Consider the following 15,511-nt stretch of genomic DNA (forward strand, 5'->3'; position numbering starts at 1 on the left):
TTGTGCGGAGGACCAGGGTATGGACGGCTCGAGCGGCCAGGACCAGGGAGCGAGCGCCGCCGGTCGGCCGGCGGCACGTTCTCCGCTGCGCCGGGCCGAGCATTGGGCCCGCGACTATGCCCGGCTCCCCGGCATCCCCGATGAGTTCATCGGGGCCGACGGCCGTCCGCGACCGGTCTGGACCCGCTTTGCCGAGACCTTCGCCGCACTCGCGCCGAGTGACATCGAGCGCCGCTTCGCCTCCGCCGATCGCCATCTGCGCGAAGCCGGCGTCACCTATCGCTCGCCGGGCGACAACGCCGAGCGATCGTGGCCGCTGAGCCATCTGCCGCTGCTGATCGACGAGTCCGAATGGGCGCAACTGTCCCAGGGCATCGTCCAGCGCGCCGAACTGTTCGAACGGGTGCTGCAGGACATCTATGGCGAGGGACGGCTGGTGGCGAGCGGCGCGCTGCCGGCAGCCGCCGTCGCCGGGTCCAGCGAATATCTGCGCCCGGTCTGCGGCGTCAAACCGCCCGGCGGCCGCTTCCTCAGCATCTACGCCGCCGATATCGGCCGCGGGCCCGACGGCGGCTGGTGGGTGCTCAACGACCGCACCCAGGCGCCGTCCGGCATGGGCTATGCGCTGGAAAATCGGCTCGTGCTGTCGCGCGCCTTCTCCTCGATCTACAAGTCCATGAACGTGGAGCGGCTCGCGCCGTTCTTCGAAGCATTCCGCGATGCTCTGCGCGCCAGCGCCGATCGTGACGAGCCGCGCATCGGCGTGCTCACGCCGGGCATGTTCAGCGAGACCTATTTCGAGCACGCGACGCTGGCGCGCTATCTCGGCTTTCTGTTGGTCGAGGGCGACGATCTCGCTGTCAGCGGCGACCGCGTGCATATCCGCACCGTCGCCGGCCTGAAGCGCGTCGACGTGCTGCTGCGGCGGCTCGATTCCAACTCGCTCGATCCGCTCGAACTCGATGCCGGCTCGCGACTCGGCGTCGCCGGCCTGATGGACGTCGTGCGCAAGGGCGGTGTGGTGATCGCCAACATGCCGGGTTCTGGTGTGCTCGAGGCGCGCGCGCTGCTCGGCTTCCTGCCGAGCCTTGCGCGGCGCGTGCTCGGTGAGGATCTCAAGATCCCGCACATCGCGACCTGGTGGTGCGGCCAGAAGTCCGCACGCGACGAGGTGCTGTCGCGGCTCGAGGAGTTCGCGATCGAAGGCGCCTATGGCCGCGCCGTGCCGGGCTTCGCAAGCAGCGGTCCGGTGCTGGCTGGTGAGCTCTCGGCCGCCGAGCGCGAGCGGCTGCGCGCTGCGATCAGCCAGCGCGGCATCGATTATGTCGGACAGGAGGTGGTGCGGCTGTCGACCACGCCGGTGTGGGAGGACGGTCGGATCGCGCCGCGGCCGTTCGTGCTGCGGGTGTTCGCGGCCGCCACGCCCGACGGCTGGACCGTCATGCCCGGCGGCTTCTGTCGCATCGCCGACAAGCTCGATGCGCGCGCGGTGTCGATGGGCGATGGCGCGCGCGCCGCCGACGTCTGGGTGGTCGCCGACAAGGCGGTGGCGGCGCGCACCTTGCTGCCGGGCTCCGACAATGTGCGGATACGCCGCATCGCCGGCGTGCTGCCGAGCCGCGCCGCCGACAATCTGTTCTGGCTCGGACGCTATCTGGAGCGCGCCGAGGCCACCGTGCGGCTGATCCGGGCGCTCGCAGCCCAGCATCGTGATCCCGGCAAGGGATCGCCGGCGCAGCTCAACACCTCCGAGCGTATCCAGCGGCTGTTGCTGGCGTGGGGCGCGGTTGAGCAGACCTCGCGCAGCAAGGGATTTCAGGTGGCGGCTGAGGCCCTGCAGGCCGAGGCGCAGTTCGGCTCGGCGCTGTCGCTGCTCAGATCGGCTCAGCGCACCGCGACCTCGCTGCGCGAGCGCCTCTCGCCCGACGCTTGGCAGGTCATCACCGAGATGCCGAATCGCCTGGCGCAGGAGGCCGAGGATGAGGACGCCGTCGTCAGCATCGCCGAGCTCACGCTCGACCGGCTTGCGAGCTTCGCCGGCCTTGCCCAGGAGAACATGAACCGCGCCGCCGGCTGGCGCTTCCTCGACATGGGGCGCCGCGCCGAACGCGCCATCAACACCGCGCGGTTCGCGCGGCAGTTCGGCTATGACGAGGCGACGCCCGAGGATCTCGACGTCCTGCTCACGCTGGTCGACTGCCAGATCACCTACCGCTCGCGCTATTTGATCGGCCCGTCGCTGGCGCCGATCCGCGATCTCGTCGTGCTCGACCTCTACAATCCGCGCTCGGTCGCGTTCCAGGTCGAGCTGCTCAACGAGCACATCGCGAGCCTCCCGGTGCTGAAGGAGAACGGGCTGATCGAGCGGCCGCAACGCCTCGCGATCTCGCTGGGCGCGCGGCTGACCGCGGCGGAGGCGGCCCATCTCGATGGCCGCGCCTTGTTTGCACTGGAGCAGGACCTGCTCAATCTGGCGGAGGCGATCGGTCAGCACTACTTCCCACACGGTCCGAACGCGACGCGGCCGGAAAAGCTGACGGGCCTCGCGTGATCTACGACATCCGCCATGTCACCACCTACGAATACGGGAGTGCCGTCAGCTTCGCGCGCTGCTCGCTGCGCCTGGAGCCGCTCAGCGGCGACGGCCAGGAGTTGATCTCGCACAGCGTTGACATCCGCCCGCGTCCCTCGGAGCGGACGGCGCGGCGCGATTTCTTCGGCACACTGACCGAGAGCATCGTGATCGACACTCAGCACCGCCACCTGCGCATCGACTCGCGCTCGCGGGTGAAGCTGTCGCGCACGCCGCCCGAGCGCGATGCGCCGAGTGCGGAGTGGGAGCAGGTGCGCGATGCAGCTTTCGAGGCGACGAGCCTCGGCCCGTCGTCGCCGATCGGCTACGTCTTCGCCAGCGCGCTGGCGCCGGTGCTGGAGCCGGTGACGGACTACGCCGCGGCGAGCTTCTCCGCCGAGACGGGGATCGTAGCCGGCGCCGCCGATCTGATGCGGCGCATCCGCAAGGAGTTCAGATACGATCCGAAGGCGACCGTGATCTCGACCCCGCTGCGCGAGGTGTTCGACAATCGCCACGGCGTCTGCCAGGACTTTGCTCACGTCATGATTGCCGGCCTGCGCGGTCTCGGTCTCCCCGCGGCCTATGTCAGCGGCTATCTGCGCACCATCCCGCCCGAGGGCCGGCCGCCGCTGCAGGGCGCCGACGCCACCCATGCCTGGGTGTTGCTGTGGTGCGGCGACGACCTCGGCTGGATCGGCTTCGATCCGACCAACGATCTCCTGGTCGGCAATGATCACATCATCCTCGGCATGGGCCGCGACTTCTCCGACGTCTCGCCGGTCGATGGCATCATCGTCGGCTCGCGCAAGCAGAAGCTCGGCGTCGCCGTCGATGTCGTGATGGTCGAGTAGGGTTCCCTGACCGGGAACGGTCGGAACATTTTTCCCGCATCGCACTTGATCCGCCCGAGGGGCCCGAATGGGGGCTGGCTGACCCTTTCGAGCGATGGAGTGATCGACATGAAACGTGTTGCAATCGTCATTGGCCTGGTCGGCGCCTGCGTCGCCGGCAGCGCCTCGGCCCAGCCGAGTGCGAACCTCACCGGCACCTACCGCTGCATCCAGATGTGCCGCGACGGAATGATCGGCGCGCCGGCCTTCGTGACGCAGAACGGCGATGCCGTGAACCTGACCACCGAAACCGGCGAGTCCCTCCAGGCCTGGCCGGACTGGAATGCTCCCAATAGCCGGCTTTGGATCGACGCACGTGACGAAAGCGCAGTGTATTCGCCCGACGGCATGCGCATCCAGTTCGACGACGGCCGTGTCTGGGAGCGCGACCTGCCGCCGCCGCTCATCGTGCGCCGCGCGCCGGTGGTGTACGGGCGATAAGCGATCGCCATTGCTATCGAGGCTCTCGCGCACGCGGGGGCCTTGATTTGCGGGTGAGATGAAAGGTGCCGGCCTCACGATCCAGTACTCGCCGGAAGGGGTGATGAATCGAGACGCCGCGGCGTACCGGATGCCCGCCTGCGCGGACATGACACGGGGTACGGGGCGGCGTTCTCGCGACACGATCTGTCCGAGTCATGAAGGATAGCTCGAACCCTCTGAGAACAAGAGGGCGCAGGGAATGCCGGGTGATGGCCTCACCCATGGCCCGCCTGCGAAAAGAATGCAGGCGGCAGGAACCACAGGTGCAGCCGGATCAACCCGGCATTCCCTGCGCGATGGCTTTACGGCTTATACGTGGTCTCCCTGGTGCGCCGGGCTTTCTGGCCACCATCCCCAGCGCGATCGTATTGCGCCAGGTTGACACCAGCATCGGGGTGTCGGGACATCACGACTTCACCGTGCGCATCATGCCGTTCGTCCGCGCGACTGATCACGCTGCAGCACCACACGCCCACCGCTCCCCAGGCTCCACGTTCGTGACGATCGCGATACGCCCCTCTCACGAGCCCGGGATGGCCGGAAACATCGGTCTGATGTGCCCGACGACACAAGTGGGCAAGCGTGCGACAAACTGGCACGACGGGCAATTCGGGCATGGCGGATATGCGCGATCTATTAGTTGTCGTTCAGACAGCGAGCGCCATGCTGAATCCGGCACCAGCAGAGAAGCTCAGCACTTCCGCATCTGCAAACAATGCTCTCGCCCCTCGACATCAGTCCGAAACGACTCGATGAAGCCGCCCTGGCGCTGGGTCACATACACGGTCTTGCCGTCGCTGCCGCCGAAGGCGAGGTTGGTCGGCTCCCTGGCTTTCAGCGCGATCTCCCGGATCATGCGCCCATCCGGCGCCAGCATGGCGATGCTGCCCTTGAGGATGTGCGCGACCAGCAGCCGGCCGCTGGCGTCGGTGCGCAGTCCGTCGATCGTGTTCGGCTCGAAGGTCTTGATCAGCTTGGGCCGTGTCAGCGCGTCGCCGTCGATCGCATAGGACCAGAGCTCGCCGCTGTTGGATTCGCCGACATAGAGCGTGCGGCCGTCTGGGCTGAGATCGATGCCGTTGGCGGTGCCCATGGCACGCGGCGCCGACATGGCTGCGCCTTGCAGGGATCCGTCGGGTCCTTTCGCGATCCGCCAGATGCGGCCGCTGCGCGCCTTCCAGTTGGGATCGCTCGCATAGATCGTGCCGTCGCGCGCCAGCGTGATGTCGTTGGGCTGGCTCATGTCATCGGCATGGAAGACGAGGCGGGGCTCGGTCGTGCCGGGGGCGATGGCGAAGATGTTGTGGCGCTTGTAGTCGGCGACGAACATCGTGCCTGTGGCGTCGATGCGGATGGCGTTGCCAATGCTGTTGTCGGGCAGCTCGGTGAACTTTTCGGAGGCCGTCGCCTCCGGCGCGAGCTTGCCGATCGTGCCGGCCTTGCCGAGATTGACGACGAACAGATTGCCGTCGCGGTCGACGGCGGGCCCCTCGATGCCGAAGGTGTATTCGCCGGATGGAGTGAGCTGGGTGCTCTCGAACAGCTTTGGTGCGGCGAGGGTGGGCGCGCTCGCAAGCAAGAGCATGAGAACAGTCGCCAAACCCGAGATGCGTAGGGTGGACAAAGGCGCAGGGCGACGCCGCTTGCGCCCGAACGCACGCTCGTTCGCGCCGTGCCCACCAGCATCAGCACCGGTGCGCGCGGCCGGTGGGCACGCGCCGCCTGCGGCGGTCGCTTTGCCCGCCCTACGGGCCATTGCAAGCCGGTCAGAGCGGCACCAGAAACTGCTGTTGGATGTAATAGCCATTGTCGTCCGTACAGGTGCCGTTGAGGTAGGTATCGGCGGGCCGGAAGAAACGGCTGAAGCCGGGCTTATTGACGGCAGACCTCTCGGTCATCACGACGACCTTGCCGAACGGGATCTCGCCGCATTCGCGGCCGTCGCCGGCGAAGAACTTGCGATGCGGAGGGCCGCCCGGTTTCACCCGCATCCTGGTTCCTGGAATCATGCGCGCGACCAGATCGTCCGCCACATCAAGCACCCTGGCGTAGCCTGGTTCCGTCTTGATGAGGTTGGCGCCCGGCGGCATCTGCCGCTCGGCACCCAATCCGCGCAATCGTTGACGCAGCCGGCCGGCTTCGGGATCGCCCGGGTAGATCCAGCCGTCTTGCGCCAGCATGAAGCGCAGCACGGCGCGGTCCTTGTCGTCATCGGATTGCCCGGCCTTGAGGCCGAAATCCGAATGGCAGCCGCTGCAATGTTTTTCGATCAGGCTCCTGCGCACGGTCGTGAGCCGCGCGCGACTCGCCGCGTCCTGCATCACGAAAGCCGCGAGCCGGTCGATCAGCGCCTCGTTCCTGATGTCGCAGGGCAGGGGGTCGGGGGCCGCCTCGCCTGAGCGGTCGATGCGGATCACGGTCTGGTTCTTGTCCTCGACCAGCCAGATCGCGCCGTCGTCGGCGATGGTCATGCCGACCGGCGCGCCCTGCGGCCGGATGCCGTTGACGCGATGCCACCCCGTGATGATCTCGTCGAACGCCGCGGCCGGCGCGGGACCGGCTGCGGTCTGGAAAGCGCGGCTTGGCTCGGCGGCGCAGCTCACATGGTAGCGCACCGGCGCCGGGCTCAGCTTGGGGAAGCCGTGGTCGTCGACCTCGAAGGCGAGTAGCCGGCTGCCGGTCGGCCGATAGCCATGCAGGCCGACCAGCAGCTTGCCCTTCAGGTCGTCGAAGCGATCGCCGGTGTAGTAGAGCATGCCGAGCGGCGCGCCATGCGGCGGCAGCAGCGACCAGGGCTGCTTGTAGAGCGTGGTGGTGTTGCAGAGGTTCTTGAGCGCGCCGGACTGCAGCACACGCTTGAATTCCGGGCTCGGCGTCGTCAGGTCGTAGCAATAGGGCCAGCCATAGTGGCGGCCTTGCTCGATCGCGTTGATCTCCTCGTTGGGCGCGAAGATGTCCTGCAGGTCGCGCGCGTTCTCGCCCTGCAGGAACGCGGTGCCGGGATCGGGAAAGCGCGGATGCAGCGCCAGCGCCATCGAGTTGCGCAAGCCGCGCGCGAACACCTCATGAGGCGGAGCGGAATCGCCGGGTTTCAGCGCTGGAAAGAGGCCGCCGGCGGGCGGCGTGAACAACCAGATGGAAGCCAGCGGCGAGGTGCCGTCGCCCGCCGCGCAGGGTCGCGTGATCGGCGCCGGCGACAGGCAATTGTCGCTGTGCGAGCCGATGTTGACGAACAGCCGCCCGTTGCGGTCGAAAGCGAAGGCCTTCAGCGGATGCGCACTCTCCGCGATCCGGGTGCCGTCCGGCAAGGTCAGGCGGCGCCCAGGCAGATCGCGGATGATGGTCTCGATGGTCGCTCTCGGGTTCGCGGCGAGCGGATCGAAGCGGAAGATCGCGGTGTCGGTCGAGGCGTAGATCCTGCCGTCGAGGCCCGCGGCGAGGCCGAATGGATAGGACAGTCGCGTGACCGCCTCGCGGATGCGCTGGCCCGCGGGCGCTACGGGATCGAGGATGAGGAGGCGGCCGTCGTCATGGCCCCAGCCGCCCATGTCCGCGACCACGAACAGTTGATGGCCGGGAATCTGCACGATGCTGCGGGGAAATCGCAGGCCGTCGTCGCGACTGGCGACGAGGCCGGCGCAGAAGCCGGGCTTCATGTCGATCTGGAGGCGCGGAAAGGTGAGGGCGCCGTCGCCGCAACTGGCCGGGCCGAGCGCGTAGCCACTGCGGATCGTCGCGTCGTCGGCGTGGCCAGCTCCGATGCCGATGAGCATGGCGGTCGCGACGGCTGCAAGACTGTGCCACGACCATTCCATGCGTCGGTCCCGCTCAGTGAAGCAGATTGTATTGGATGATGTAGGCGGCGGCGCCGGCAAAATAGCCGAGCAGGGCGATGCCGCTGATGCGGCGGACGTACCAGAAGAAGTGGATGTTCTCGAGCCCCATCGCGGCGACGCCGGCCGCCGAGCCGATGATCAGGATCGAGCCGCCGGTGCCGGCGCAGTAGGCGACGAACTCCCACAGGAAACTGTCGGGCGGAAACTGGCTCAGGCTGTACATGCCCATGGATGCTGCGACCAGCGGCACGTTGTCGATGACCGCGCTGGCGAGGCCGAGCACGATCACGATCAGGTCGAGCCGGCCGACGGTGCGATCGAGCCATTGCGCCAGCGCCTGCAGGATGTGGGTGTGCTCCAGCGCTGCGACGGCCAGCAGGATGCCGATGAAGAACACGATCGAGGGCATGTCGATGCGGGTCAGCGCATGCACGAGCGTCAGGCGCTGCTTCTGCTCCGAGGCCTTCTCGCGATGGATGATCTCGCCGACCATCCAGAGCAGGCCGAGGCCGAACAGGATGCCCATGAACGGCGGCAGGTGCGTCAGCGCCTTGAACACCGGCACGGCGACCAGGATGCCAAGGCCCATGAAGAACATCAGATTGCGCTCGAACGGCAGGATCGGGCTGATCGAGGCGAGCCCTGCGCTCGCCGGAGGCGCGAGCTGCTTGCCGCGCAGCGTGACGCTGACGACCGCGAGCGGCACCAGCAGGTTCAGGAGCGAGGGGATGAAGACCGACTTCATGATCGCGAGCGGCGTGATCTGGCCGCCGATCCACAGCATGGTGGTGGTGACGTCGCCGATCGCCGACCACGCGCCGCCGGCATTGGCGGCAATCACGATGATGGCGGCGAACACGAGACGATCTTCGTCACGCCCCGACAGCTTCTTCATCAGCGACACCATCACGATCGCGGTGGTGAGGTTGTCGAGCATGGCGCTGAGGAAGAAGGTCACGAAGCCGACCAGCCAGACCAGCGTGACCTGATTCCTGGTGCTGATCAGCGAGGTCACGACCTCGAAGCCGTTGTGCGCGTCGATGACCTCGACGATGGTCATCGCCCCGATCAGGAAGAAGATGATCTGCGCGGTCGAGGCCACGGACTCGTTGAGCTCAGCCGCAACGGCCGGCGCGGTCCCGCCCATGACGGCGTAGATGGTCCACATCAGGCCGGCACCGACCAGGGCGGTGGCTGCCTTGTTGATCCGGAATGGATGCTCCAGCGCCACCACGGCATAGGCGAGTGTGAAGACGGCGACGATGGCGGCGGTCATGGGCAGGGCATTCCGGGCTGGATCGGCGGGAGACGGATGGAACTGCCCAAGATATGACCGATCGGCGTCCGGCCAGCAAGCCGTGAGCGCTGTTCAGACCGGCGAACGCCGGATTACACCAGGGCCGACGCGATCGCGTCGGCGTGGCTCCGGATGGCGCGGATCTCCGCCGCGCTGCGGCGCTCGAGATTGACGTACTGGTTGCGCATGCGGCCATTATTGGCGAAGCGCCGGCGGTGCTTGGCAAGGAAGCTCCAATACAGCGTCGTGAGCGGGCAGGCCCTGTCGCCGGTCGCCTGCTTCGGATCGTAGCGGCAGTTGCGGCAATGGTCGCTCATGCGGTCGATGTAGTGGCCCGACGCCGCATAGGGCTTGGTGCCGACCACGCCGCCGTCGCCATGCTGGCTCATGCCGAGCGTGTTGGGCAGCGACACCCAGTCGATGGCGTCGTGAAACATCGACATGTGCCAGAGGTGCACATCGTAGGGCCGGACGCCGAGCAGCATCGCGAACAGGCCGAGCACCATCAGCCGCTCGATGTGATGCGCATAGGCATGGTCGATGGTGTGGCCGATCGCCTGCGCCAGGCAGCGCATGTCGGTCTCGCCGGTCCAGTAGAAGCGCGGCATCGGCAGGCCGGCGTCGAGCGCGTTCTCATCGGCGTAGTGAGGCATGCGCTGCCAATAGATGCCGCGCACGAATTCCCGCCAGCCGATGATCTGGCGGACGAAGCCCTCGAGCGCGTTCAGCGGCGCGTTGCGGCTCTGAAGCGCGGCCGCGACCACTTCGCGCGGATTCAGCATGTGCAGGTTCAGCGCGCCCGACAGCCGCGAGTGATACAGGAACGGCTCGTCGCTCAGCATCGCGTCCTGATAGGTGCCGAACAAGGAGAGGCGCCAGGCGACGAAATCGGAAAGCTCGGTCAGCGCGTCGACGCGCGACACCGGCAGGTCGAAGCGGTCGAGCTTGCCGGGACTGTTGGAGAAGCGCGCCGCGACCAGCTTGAGCACGTCGCGCGTGATCGCGTCGGGCGCATAGGATCTGGCGACGGGGATCGGCGGGCGCGACTTGCCGAATCCCTTGCGGTTCTCGGCGTCGAAATTCCAGCTGCCGCCGACCGGGCGGCCGCTCTCGTCGATCAGGATGCCGGTCTTGCGCCGCATCGCGCGGTAGAACGTCTCCATGATCGGGCGCGGATGGCGCTCGGTGAAGGCGTCGAACTCCTCCGCCGTGCACAGGAAGTGGCGGTCGGCGCGGATGTCGGGCCGCTGCGGCAGCTTGCGCAAGCCCTCGCGCACGCGAAAATCGCCGGGCTCCAGCACGATGGTCGCCGCAGGCCGCAGCGCCGCCTGATGCCGCGCGATCTCGCTGTCGAGTGCGCCGGTGTTGGCGGGATCATCGAGCCGGACGTAATGGACGGTGCGGCCGCGGCTCTCGAGATCGGCGCGGAAGTGGCGCATCGCCGCGAAGAAATACGCGATGCGCATCTTGTGCTGCGGAACGTAGCTGGCCTCGTCGCTGACCTCCATCTGCAGCACGGCGTCCTGCTCCGGGTCGAAACCGTCGAAGGCCGCCGAGTCCGCATCGAGCTGGTCGCCCAGCACGATGACAAGGTGTCTTACGGCACGTGTCCTGGTCATGGGACCTTGGTCATCACGCCATGCAGCCGATCAGGCGGCCGCCGCGGTAACCGCGTGGGCCTGGCCAAGACAGTCCTTGCGCACCGTGAGCAGGCTGCGATGCAGCCAGGTCTTGATGGTGCCGACCGGCACGCCAAACCGTTCCGACAGACGCGTCCGGCTTTCGCCCTCGAGATAGGCGAGCGCCAGCAGCCGTCGGCGCTCCTCCGGCAGCCGCCCAAGCGCCTCGCGGGCGATCGGTTCCGCCAGCGCGTAGTCGAATTCGTCGGCGGCGCTGTCGGCGGAATCGGGGATCGCGAGGGCCTCATCGAGCTCCGAGGTCGGCACGCCGGTGGCGCGCAGCGCGTCGATCGCGGTGTTGCGCATGATGCTGCACATCCAGGTGATGGGCGAGGCGCGCGTCGGGTCGAAGCTCGCGGCATGCCGCCAGATCTTCAGGTAGCCATCCTGCAGGATGTCGTCGAGGTCAGCCGCGGACGGCAGCAAGGCGCGCACGGTCTTCCGCATCTTCAAGATCGTTGCAGCATGGAGCTCGGCAAAGGCTTGCTCATCGTTGCGTCCGGCACGGGCCAGCAGGCTGCCAAGATGCGCGACGCAACCCTTCTGATCCGCGCTTGCTGATCGCATCATTCTCCTCCATGCGCTCTCTCTGAACGGAAACGGGGCAGAGTCAGATGCGGATCACCGCCAGCGTGCTGTCGGTATCGCGCGGAGGGAAGTGGCGAATCGTCCAGCCGATCTAGCTCGTCTTGATTGCTCCGCGGCGGCACGCCACGATGCGATCAGAGCCGGACGAAGGGGCTGATGAGGCGGCCGAGCAGGCCGTGCATGCGCAGGTCGCCGGTCATGGCGACGAGGCAGAGGCAGGGGCCCTCGTCACCGACCACCGGACGATGGTCGACCTCGTCGTCGCCATAGTCGAAGTCGCCGGGTCCGTAATAGCCGCCGAGATGGCTGAAGCTGCCCTTCAGCACGCAGGTCAGCTCATTGCCGGAATGCGTATGCTCCAGCATCCGCGCCCCTGGCTCCGAGCGCAGCAAGAAGGCGCGCGATTTGCCGGTGCCAGGCAGCAGGATCGGGCGCATGCTGATGCCGGGTGCCACGCGCCGGCGCTTGCCGATCTTGCAGCGCTTGACCATCTCGGGCAGGTCCGCGAGCTCGGGATCGTGCTCGGCGACCTCGCTCACCTGCGGCGCCGCCTGCGGGCGTCGATCGATGCGGGCCATCACGGCATCGAAAGCATCCGCGCCCGTCGCGATCGGCTCGGCCGCGTCCAGCGAGGCGCCGGCGAGCTGCTCGATGGCGCGGACGAAGCGCTGGCATCGGCCGCAATCGGCGACATGGACACCGACGACCAGCCGCTCGGCCTCGTCGAGCGCACCAGTGGCGAAGTCGGCCAGCAGGTCTTCCGGCGGGTGGTGGCTGATCGTCATGTCGCGTCGTCCAACAGGTCTCTCAGGCGATTCATCGCCAGTCTGATTCGTGACTTTACCGTACCCAGCGGCAGGCCGAGCACCGCCGCGATTTCCGAATGCGGTCGTTCCTCAACGAACGACAGGCGGATCACGGTGGATTGCTCCGCCGATAATCTTTCGATCGCGGCCGCTACCCGTGTGGCATCTTCGACACGCGAGACGATCTGGTCGGCTGCGAGCGTCGGATCGGCTTCCTCGTCGCGCCCCACTTCTCTGCTCAGCCGGCTGTCGCGGGCGGCCTTGCGCACGGCGTCGATCCGCTGGTTGCGCGCGATCGTGAAGATCCAGGCGGCCGCGCCGGCCGTCGACGGATCGAATTGCCCCGCCTTCGTCCACACCGCCACCATGGTGGATTGGGCGATTTCCTCGGCGTCGTCGGCGTTGCAGCCGGTCTTGATGAGGAAACCTTTGATGCGGGGCGCAAAATGCGCGAACAGGGCCTTGAACGCCTCGCGGTCGCCGCGCGCGGCGACGCGTCCGATCAATTCAGCCCAATCCACAGTCGCCTTCGGCCCTCTGCTCACATTCACCTTGGTACGGGCGCCCAAGGCCCGTGCAAATCGATGCCGGGACGATGCCACGTTCCATTGCGCTAATCCAGCCGCTCTCATCGCGTGGTCATGGTCCCCGGCACGCATGCTTGATCCCGGATAACGTGGCTCATGGACGGCTGGATCACAGCGGGCGGACGATTTTCCGTGCCCCTCAATCCTTCAGGTCGGAATTGACCATCGCCAGGAACTCCTGGCGGCTCATCGGGTCGGTGCGGAAGCAGCCGAGCATGCGGCTGGTGGTGAGATCGACGCCGTGCTTCTTGACGCCGCGCGAGCTGATGCAGTGATGGGCTGCCTTGATCACGACCGCCACGCCCTGCGGCTGCAGCACCTCGTCGATGATGTTGGCGATCTCGGCGGTCATGCGTTCCTGGATCTGCAGCCGGCTGGCATAGGCCTCGACGACCCGGGCGAGCTTGGAAATCCCGACCACGCGGTTGCGCGGCACGTAGCCGACCCAGGCGCGGCCGATGATGGGCGCCATGTGGTGCTCGCAATGGCTCTGGAACGGGATGTTCCGCAACAGCACCATCTCGTCGTAGCCGGCGGTCTCCTCGAACGTCTTGCGCAGATACTCCTCGGGGTTCTGCTCATAGCCGGAAAAATAGCTCTTGTAGGCCCGCGCGACGCGGGCCGGGGTCTCGGAGAGACCCTCGCGTGACGGGTCCTCGCCGATCCAGGTCAGGATGGTGCGGATGGCGTCCTCGACGTCATCCTGGGTGACCTCAACCGGGTCGCAGGCGAACGGAAGTTTCTTGGCTGTCTGGCGCACGATGGCTCTCCAAAAACCAAGAAACGGTTCCGGTGTCGGAACGGATCACGTCTTGTGGGGGCGATTTCCGCAACCGATGGCTCGCCGCCGTCAGCTCGCCTTGCGCAGCCGCATCTCCGCAGACGGACCCGAGCGCAGGTTCTGGAAGAACTTCTCGACCTCGTTAGCGAGCGTCTGCGCGGTCGCGTTGAGGTCGCCGGACGCCGACAGGACGGAGGCGGCGGCCGTCGAGGTCTCGCTGATGGCGTCGCGCAGCGAGTCGATGTTCATGACCAGCGTCTGGTTGCCCTGGGCGGTCGACTGCGCGTTGGTCGAGATCTCCCGCGTCGCCTGGTCCTGCTGCTGGATGGCATTGGAGATGTTCGAGGTGATCTCGTTGATGCCGCGGACCGCCTGGCCAATCTCGCGGACGGCGTCGACCGCGGTCTTGGTCGAGGCCTGGATCAGGCCGACGTTCTGGCTGATCTCCTCGGTCGCCTTGGCCGTCTGCCCGGCCAGCGCCTTGACCTCGTGAGCGACCACGGCAAAGCCACGGCCGGCCTCGCCGGCGCGGGCGGCCTCGATGGTCGCATTCAGCGCGAGGAGATTGGTCTGCTCGGCGATGGTCTGGATCAGGGTCAGTACGCCGTCGATGCGCTGGGTGGCGGCGGCAAGGCCCTCGATCTCCGTGACCGACTTCTCGGTGCGTTGGCCGGTCTGCTCGACGGCGCCGGCCGACTGCCGGATCTGCCGGCCGATCTCCTCGACCGACGTCGACAGCTCCTCTGCGGCGCTGGCGACGGCGGAGACGTTGGTCGAGGCCTGCGACGTGGCGCCGGCCGCGGTGACCGCGCGCTCGTTGGCGTCGGCCGTCAGCCGCGTGATCATCTCGGCGGTTTGGCGCATCGCGGCGGCGTTCTCGGTGACGGTCCGCATCACGCTGCCGATCGCGGTGCGGAATTGCTCGACCGCGGTCTCGATGTGGCGGGCCCGGGCTTCGCGGATTTCCGAGTCCTGCGAGACCTGGACATTGAGGTCGCGGTTATGGGCCATCGCCTGCTGGAACACGCCGATGGCGCGGGCGAGCTCGCCGATCTCGTCGGCCCGTCCGGCATGCGGCACCTCGACGTTCTCGGCGCCGGTCGCGACCTGGCGGATCGTATCGGTGATCTGCGACAGCGGCCGAGCGATCGAGCGGGCGATGATCACCACGCCGGCTGCGACCAGAACCAGCATCAGGCCGCCAAGACCGGTCAGCACGAGCGAGAGCTTGTTGTTCAGCGCCGTTTCCTCGGCGATCTTTCCTGCGCGCTCGACATAGACTTTGGACAGCGCCTCGAGATCCGTGTTGAGCGCCTTGCGCACGGAGCGATTGGCATCGTTGTCGCCCCACTCGCGTCCCGCAGCCGGGCTGATTTCATTGGCGCGGCGGACCAGTTCGGCGCGGAATTCGACGAATTGCTCGATCCGCTTCTTGAACGTTGCGAATTGCTGGGCGTCGTCGGCCTGGACGATCGCCTGCCACTTGTCGACGACCTTCAGGATGTCGGCATTGAACTTGAGCAAGCCGTTGCCGTATTGCTTCACGACGGCGGGGTCTGTCGACATATAGACGCCGCGCGACTCCATGACGACGGCATAGACAAGGCCGTTGACCAGCTGAACGTTGTGAGCGGCGAGATTGGCTGTCTCGATGGCTTTGATGAGCTCCGTGGCTCGCCGCGAGTTGTAGTCGGACAGCCAGGTGATTGCGGCGGTCAATAGCGCAAACAACGCAAAGATTGCGTAGAGCTTGACTGCGATGGATTGGCGCGTGGCCGTCTTCGTTGACGTCGGGCTTGAGGTCATGAGGTGAGATACCGCGAGTTTTTGCTACGACGGAGGAGGCGCTTGATTGTTAATAGTTATGCAAAACCTTCATGGAGAAAGCGTTAAGTGGACACCGTCAGTATTATGCAACCACAGCGTACTTTGCTTGGCGTTTCAATCGATTAGTTGGTGCTCCGCAGCAGGGGCGGGCGCCGGGGCATC

The 15,511-nt window shown here is 66.8% G+C and carries 12 protein-coding genes; 3 read left to right on the top strand and 9 right to left on the bottom strand.

The window, feature by feature from the left end; all coding sequences use genetic code 11:
• Positions 1–19 precede the first annotated feature (19 nt).
• The 3 genes from QW887_RS12045 to QW887_RS12055 all read left to right on the top strand — a co-directional run bounded on the left by QW887_RS12045 (position 20) and on the right by QW887_RS12055 (position 3,906).
• A complete protein-coding gene (locus QW887_RS12045; RefSeq protein WP_315826352.1) occupies positions 20–2,551 on the top strand; it encodes a circularly permuted type 2 ATP-grasp protein in 2,532 nt (843 codons plus the stop codon).
• Positions 2,548–3,426 (top strand): transglutaminase family protein, encoded by an 879-nt coding sequence (locus QW887_RS12050; protein WP_316194559.1) that lies wholly within the window; start codon positions 2,548–2,550, stop codon positions 3,424–3,426. Before QW887_RS12045 ends, QW887_RS12050 begins: the two co-directional genes overlap by 4 nt.
• A gap of 99 nt (positions 3,427–3,525) precedes the next feature.
• A complete protein-coding gene (locus tag QW887_RS12055) occupies positions 3,526–3,906 on the top strand; it encodes a hypothetical protein (protein ID WP_315714907.1) in 381 nt (126 codons plus the stop codon).
• A gap of 733 nt (positions 3,907–4,639) precedes the next feature.
• Here QW887_RS12055 and QW887_RS12060 read toward each other — a convergent pair.
• The 9 genes from QW887_RS12060 to QW887_RS12100 all read right to left on the bottom strand — a co-directional run bounded on the left by QW887_RS12060 (position 4,640) and on the right by QW887_RS12100 (position 15,328).
• A complete protein-coding gene (locus tag QW887_RS12060) occupies positions 4,640–5,533 on the bottom strand; it encodes an SMP-30/gluconolactonase/LRE family protein (RefSeq protein ID WP_316185201.1) in 894 nt (297 codons plus the stop codon).
• Between the two features lie 181 nt (positions 5,534–5,714).
• Positions 5,715–7,763 carry a PQQ-dependent sugar dehydrogenase gene (locus tag QW887_RS12065; protein ID WP_316164396.1) on the bottom strand — a complete coding sequence of 683 codons (2,049 nt, stop codon included), beginning with the start codon at positions 7,761–7,763 and terminating at the stop codon, positions 5,715–5,717.
• A 13-nt stretch (positions 7,764–7,776) separates the two neighbouring features.
• Complete coding sequence (gene nhaD / locus QW887_RS12070) at positions 7,777–9,060, bottom strand: sodium:proton antiporter NhaD (RefSeq protein ID WP_315749228.1); 1,284 nt, start codon at positions 9,058–9,060, stop codon at positions 7,777–7,779.
• A gap of 113 nt (positions 9,061–9,173) precedes the next feature.
• On the bottom strand, positions 9,174–10,700 hold the full coding sequence (locus QW887_RS12075; protein WP_315826348.1) for a cryptochrome/photolyase family protein: 1,527 nt from the start codon (positions 10,698–10,700) through the stop codon (positions 9,174–9,176).
• 30 nt (positions 10,701–10,730) lie between these two features.
• Positions 10,731–11,327, bottom strand: coding sequence for an RNA polymerase sigma factor (locus tag QW887_RS12080; protein WP_316194560.1), 597 nt, complete (start codon positions 11,325–11,327; stop codon positions 10,731–10,733).
• A 155-nt stretch (positions 11,328–11,482) separates the two neighbouring features.
• Complete coding sequence (locus QW887_RS12085; RefSeq protein ID WP_315749232.1) at positions 11,483–12,133, bottom strand: ChrR family anti-sigma-E factor; 651 nt, start codon at positions 12,131–12,133, stop codon at positions 11,483–11,485.
• Positions 12,130–12,675 (bottom strand): sigma-70 family RNA polymerase sigma factor, encoded by a 546-nt coding sequence (locus QW887_RS12090; RefSeq protein WP_315826481.1) that lies wholly within the window; start codon positions 12,673–12,675, stop codon positions 12,130–12,132. The genes QW887_RS12085 and QW887_RS12090 overlap by 4 nt, the downstream gene beginning before the upstream one ends.
• Before the next feature lie 205 nt (positions 12,676–12,880).
• Positions 12,881–13,501 (bottom strand): GTP cyclohydrolase I FolE, encoded by a 621-nt coding sequence (gene folE, locus QW887_RS12095; RefSeq protein ID WP_316188174.1) that lies wholly within the window; start codon positions 13,499–13,501, stop codon positions 12,881–12,883.
• A gap of 90 nt (positions 13,502–13,591) precedes the next feature.
• Positions 13,592–15,328 carry a methyl-accepting chemotaxis protein gene (locus QW887_RS12100; RefSeq protein ID WP_315826346.1) on the bottom strand — a complete coding sequence of 579 codons (1,737 nt, stop codon included), beginning with the start codon at positions 15,326–15,328 and terminating at the stop codon, positions 13,592–13,594.
• Positions 15,329–15,511 lie beyond the last annotated feature (183 nt).

This window comes from Bradyrhizobium sp. SZCCHNRI3052 (assembly GCF_032484895.1).
Lineage (GTDB): Bacteria > Pseudomonadota > Alphaproteobacteria > Rhizobiales > Xanthobacteraceae > Bradyrhizobium.

Excerpts from the sequence above, each read along its gene's own strand:
- QW887_RS12045 (WP_315826352.1), top strand. The coding sequence starts at position 20 with ATGGACGGCTCGAGCGGCCAGGACCAGGGAGCGAGCGCCGCCGGTCGG.
- QW887_RS12060 (WP_316185201.1), bottom strand. The coding sequence starts at position 5,533 with ATGCTCTTGCTTGCGAGCGCGCCCACCCTCGCCGCACCAAAGCTGTTC.
- QW887_RS12065 (WP_316164396.1), bottom strand. The coding sequence starts at position 7,763 with ATGGAATGGTCGTGGCACAGTCTTGCAGCCGTCGCGACCGCCATGCTC.
- nhaD (WP_315749228.1), bottom strand. The coding sequence starts at position 9,060 with ATGACCGCCGCCATCGTCGCCGTCTTCACACTCGCCTATGCCGTGGTG.
- QW887_RS12075 (WP_315826348.1), bottom strand. The coding sequence starts at position 10,700 with ATGACCAGGACACGTGCCGTAAGACACCTTGTCATCGTGCTGGGCGAC.
- QW887_RS12080 (WP_316194560.1), bottom strand. The coding sequence starts at position 11,327 with ATGCGATCAGCAAGCGCGGATCAGAAGGGTTGCGTCGCGCATCTTGGC.
- QW887_RS12085 (WP_315749232.1), bottom strand. The coding sequence starts at position 12,133 with ATGACGATCAGCCACCACCCGCCGGAAGACCTGCTGGCCGACTTCGCC.
- QW887_RS12100 (WP_315826346.1), bottom strand. The coding sequence starts at position 15,328 with ATGACCTCAAGCCCGACGTCAACGAAGACGGCCACGCGCCAATCCATC.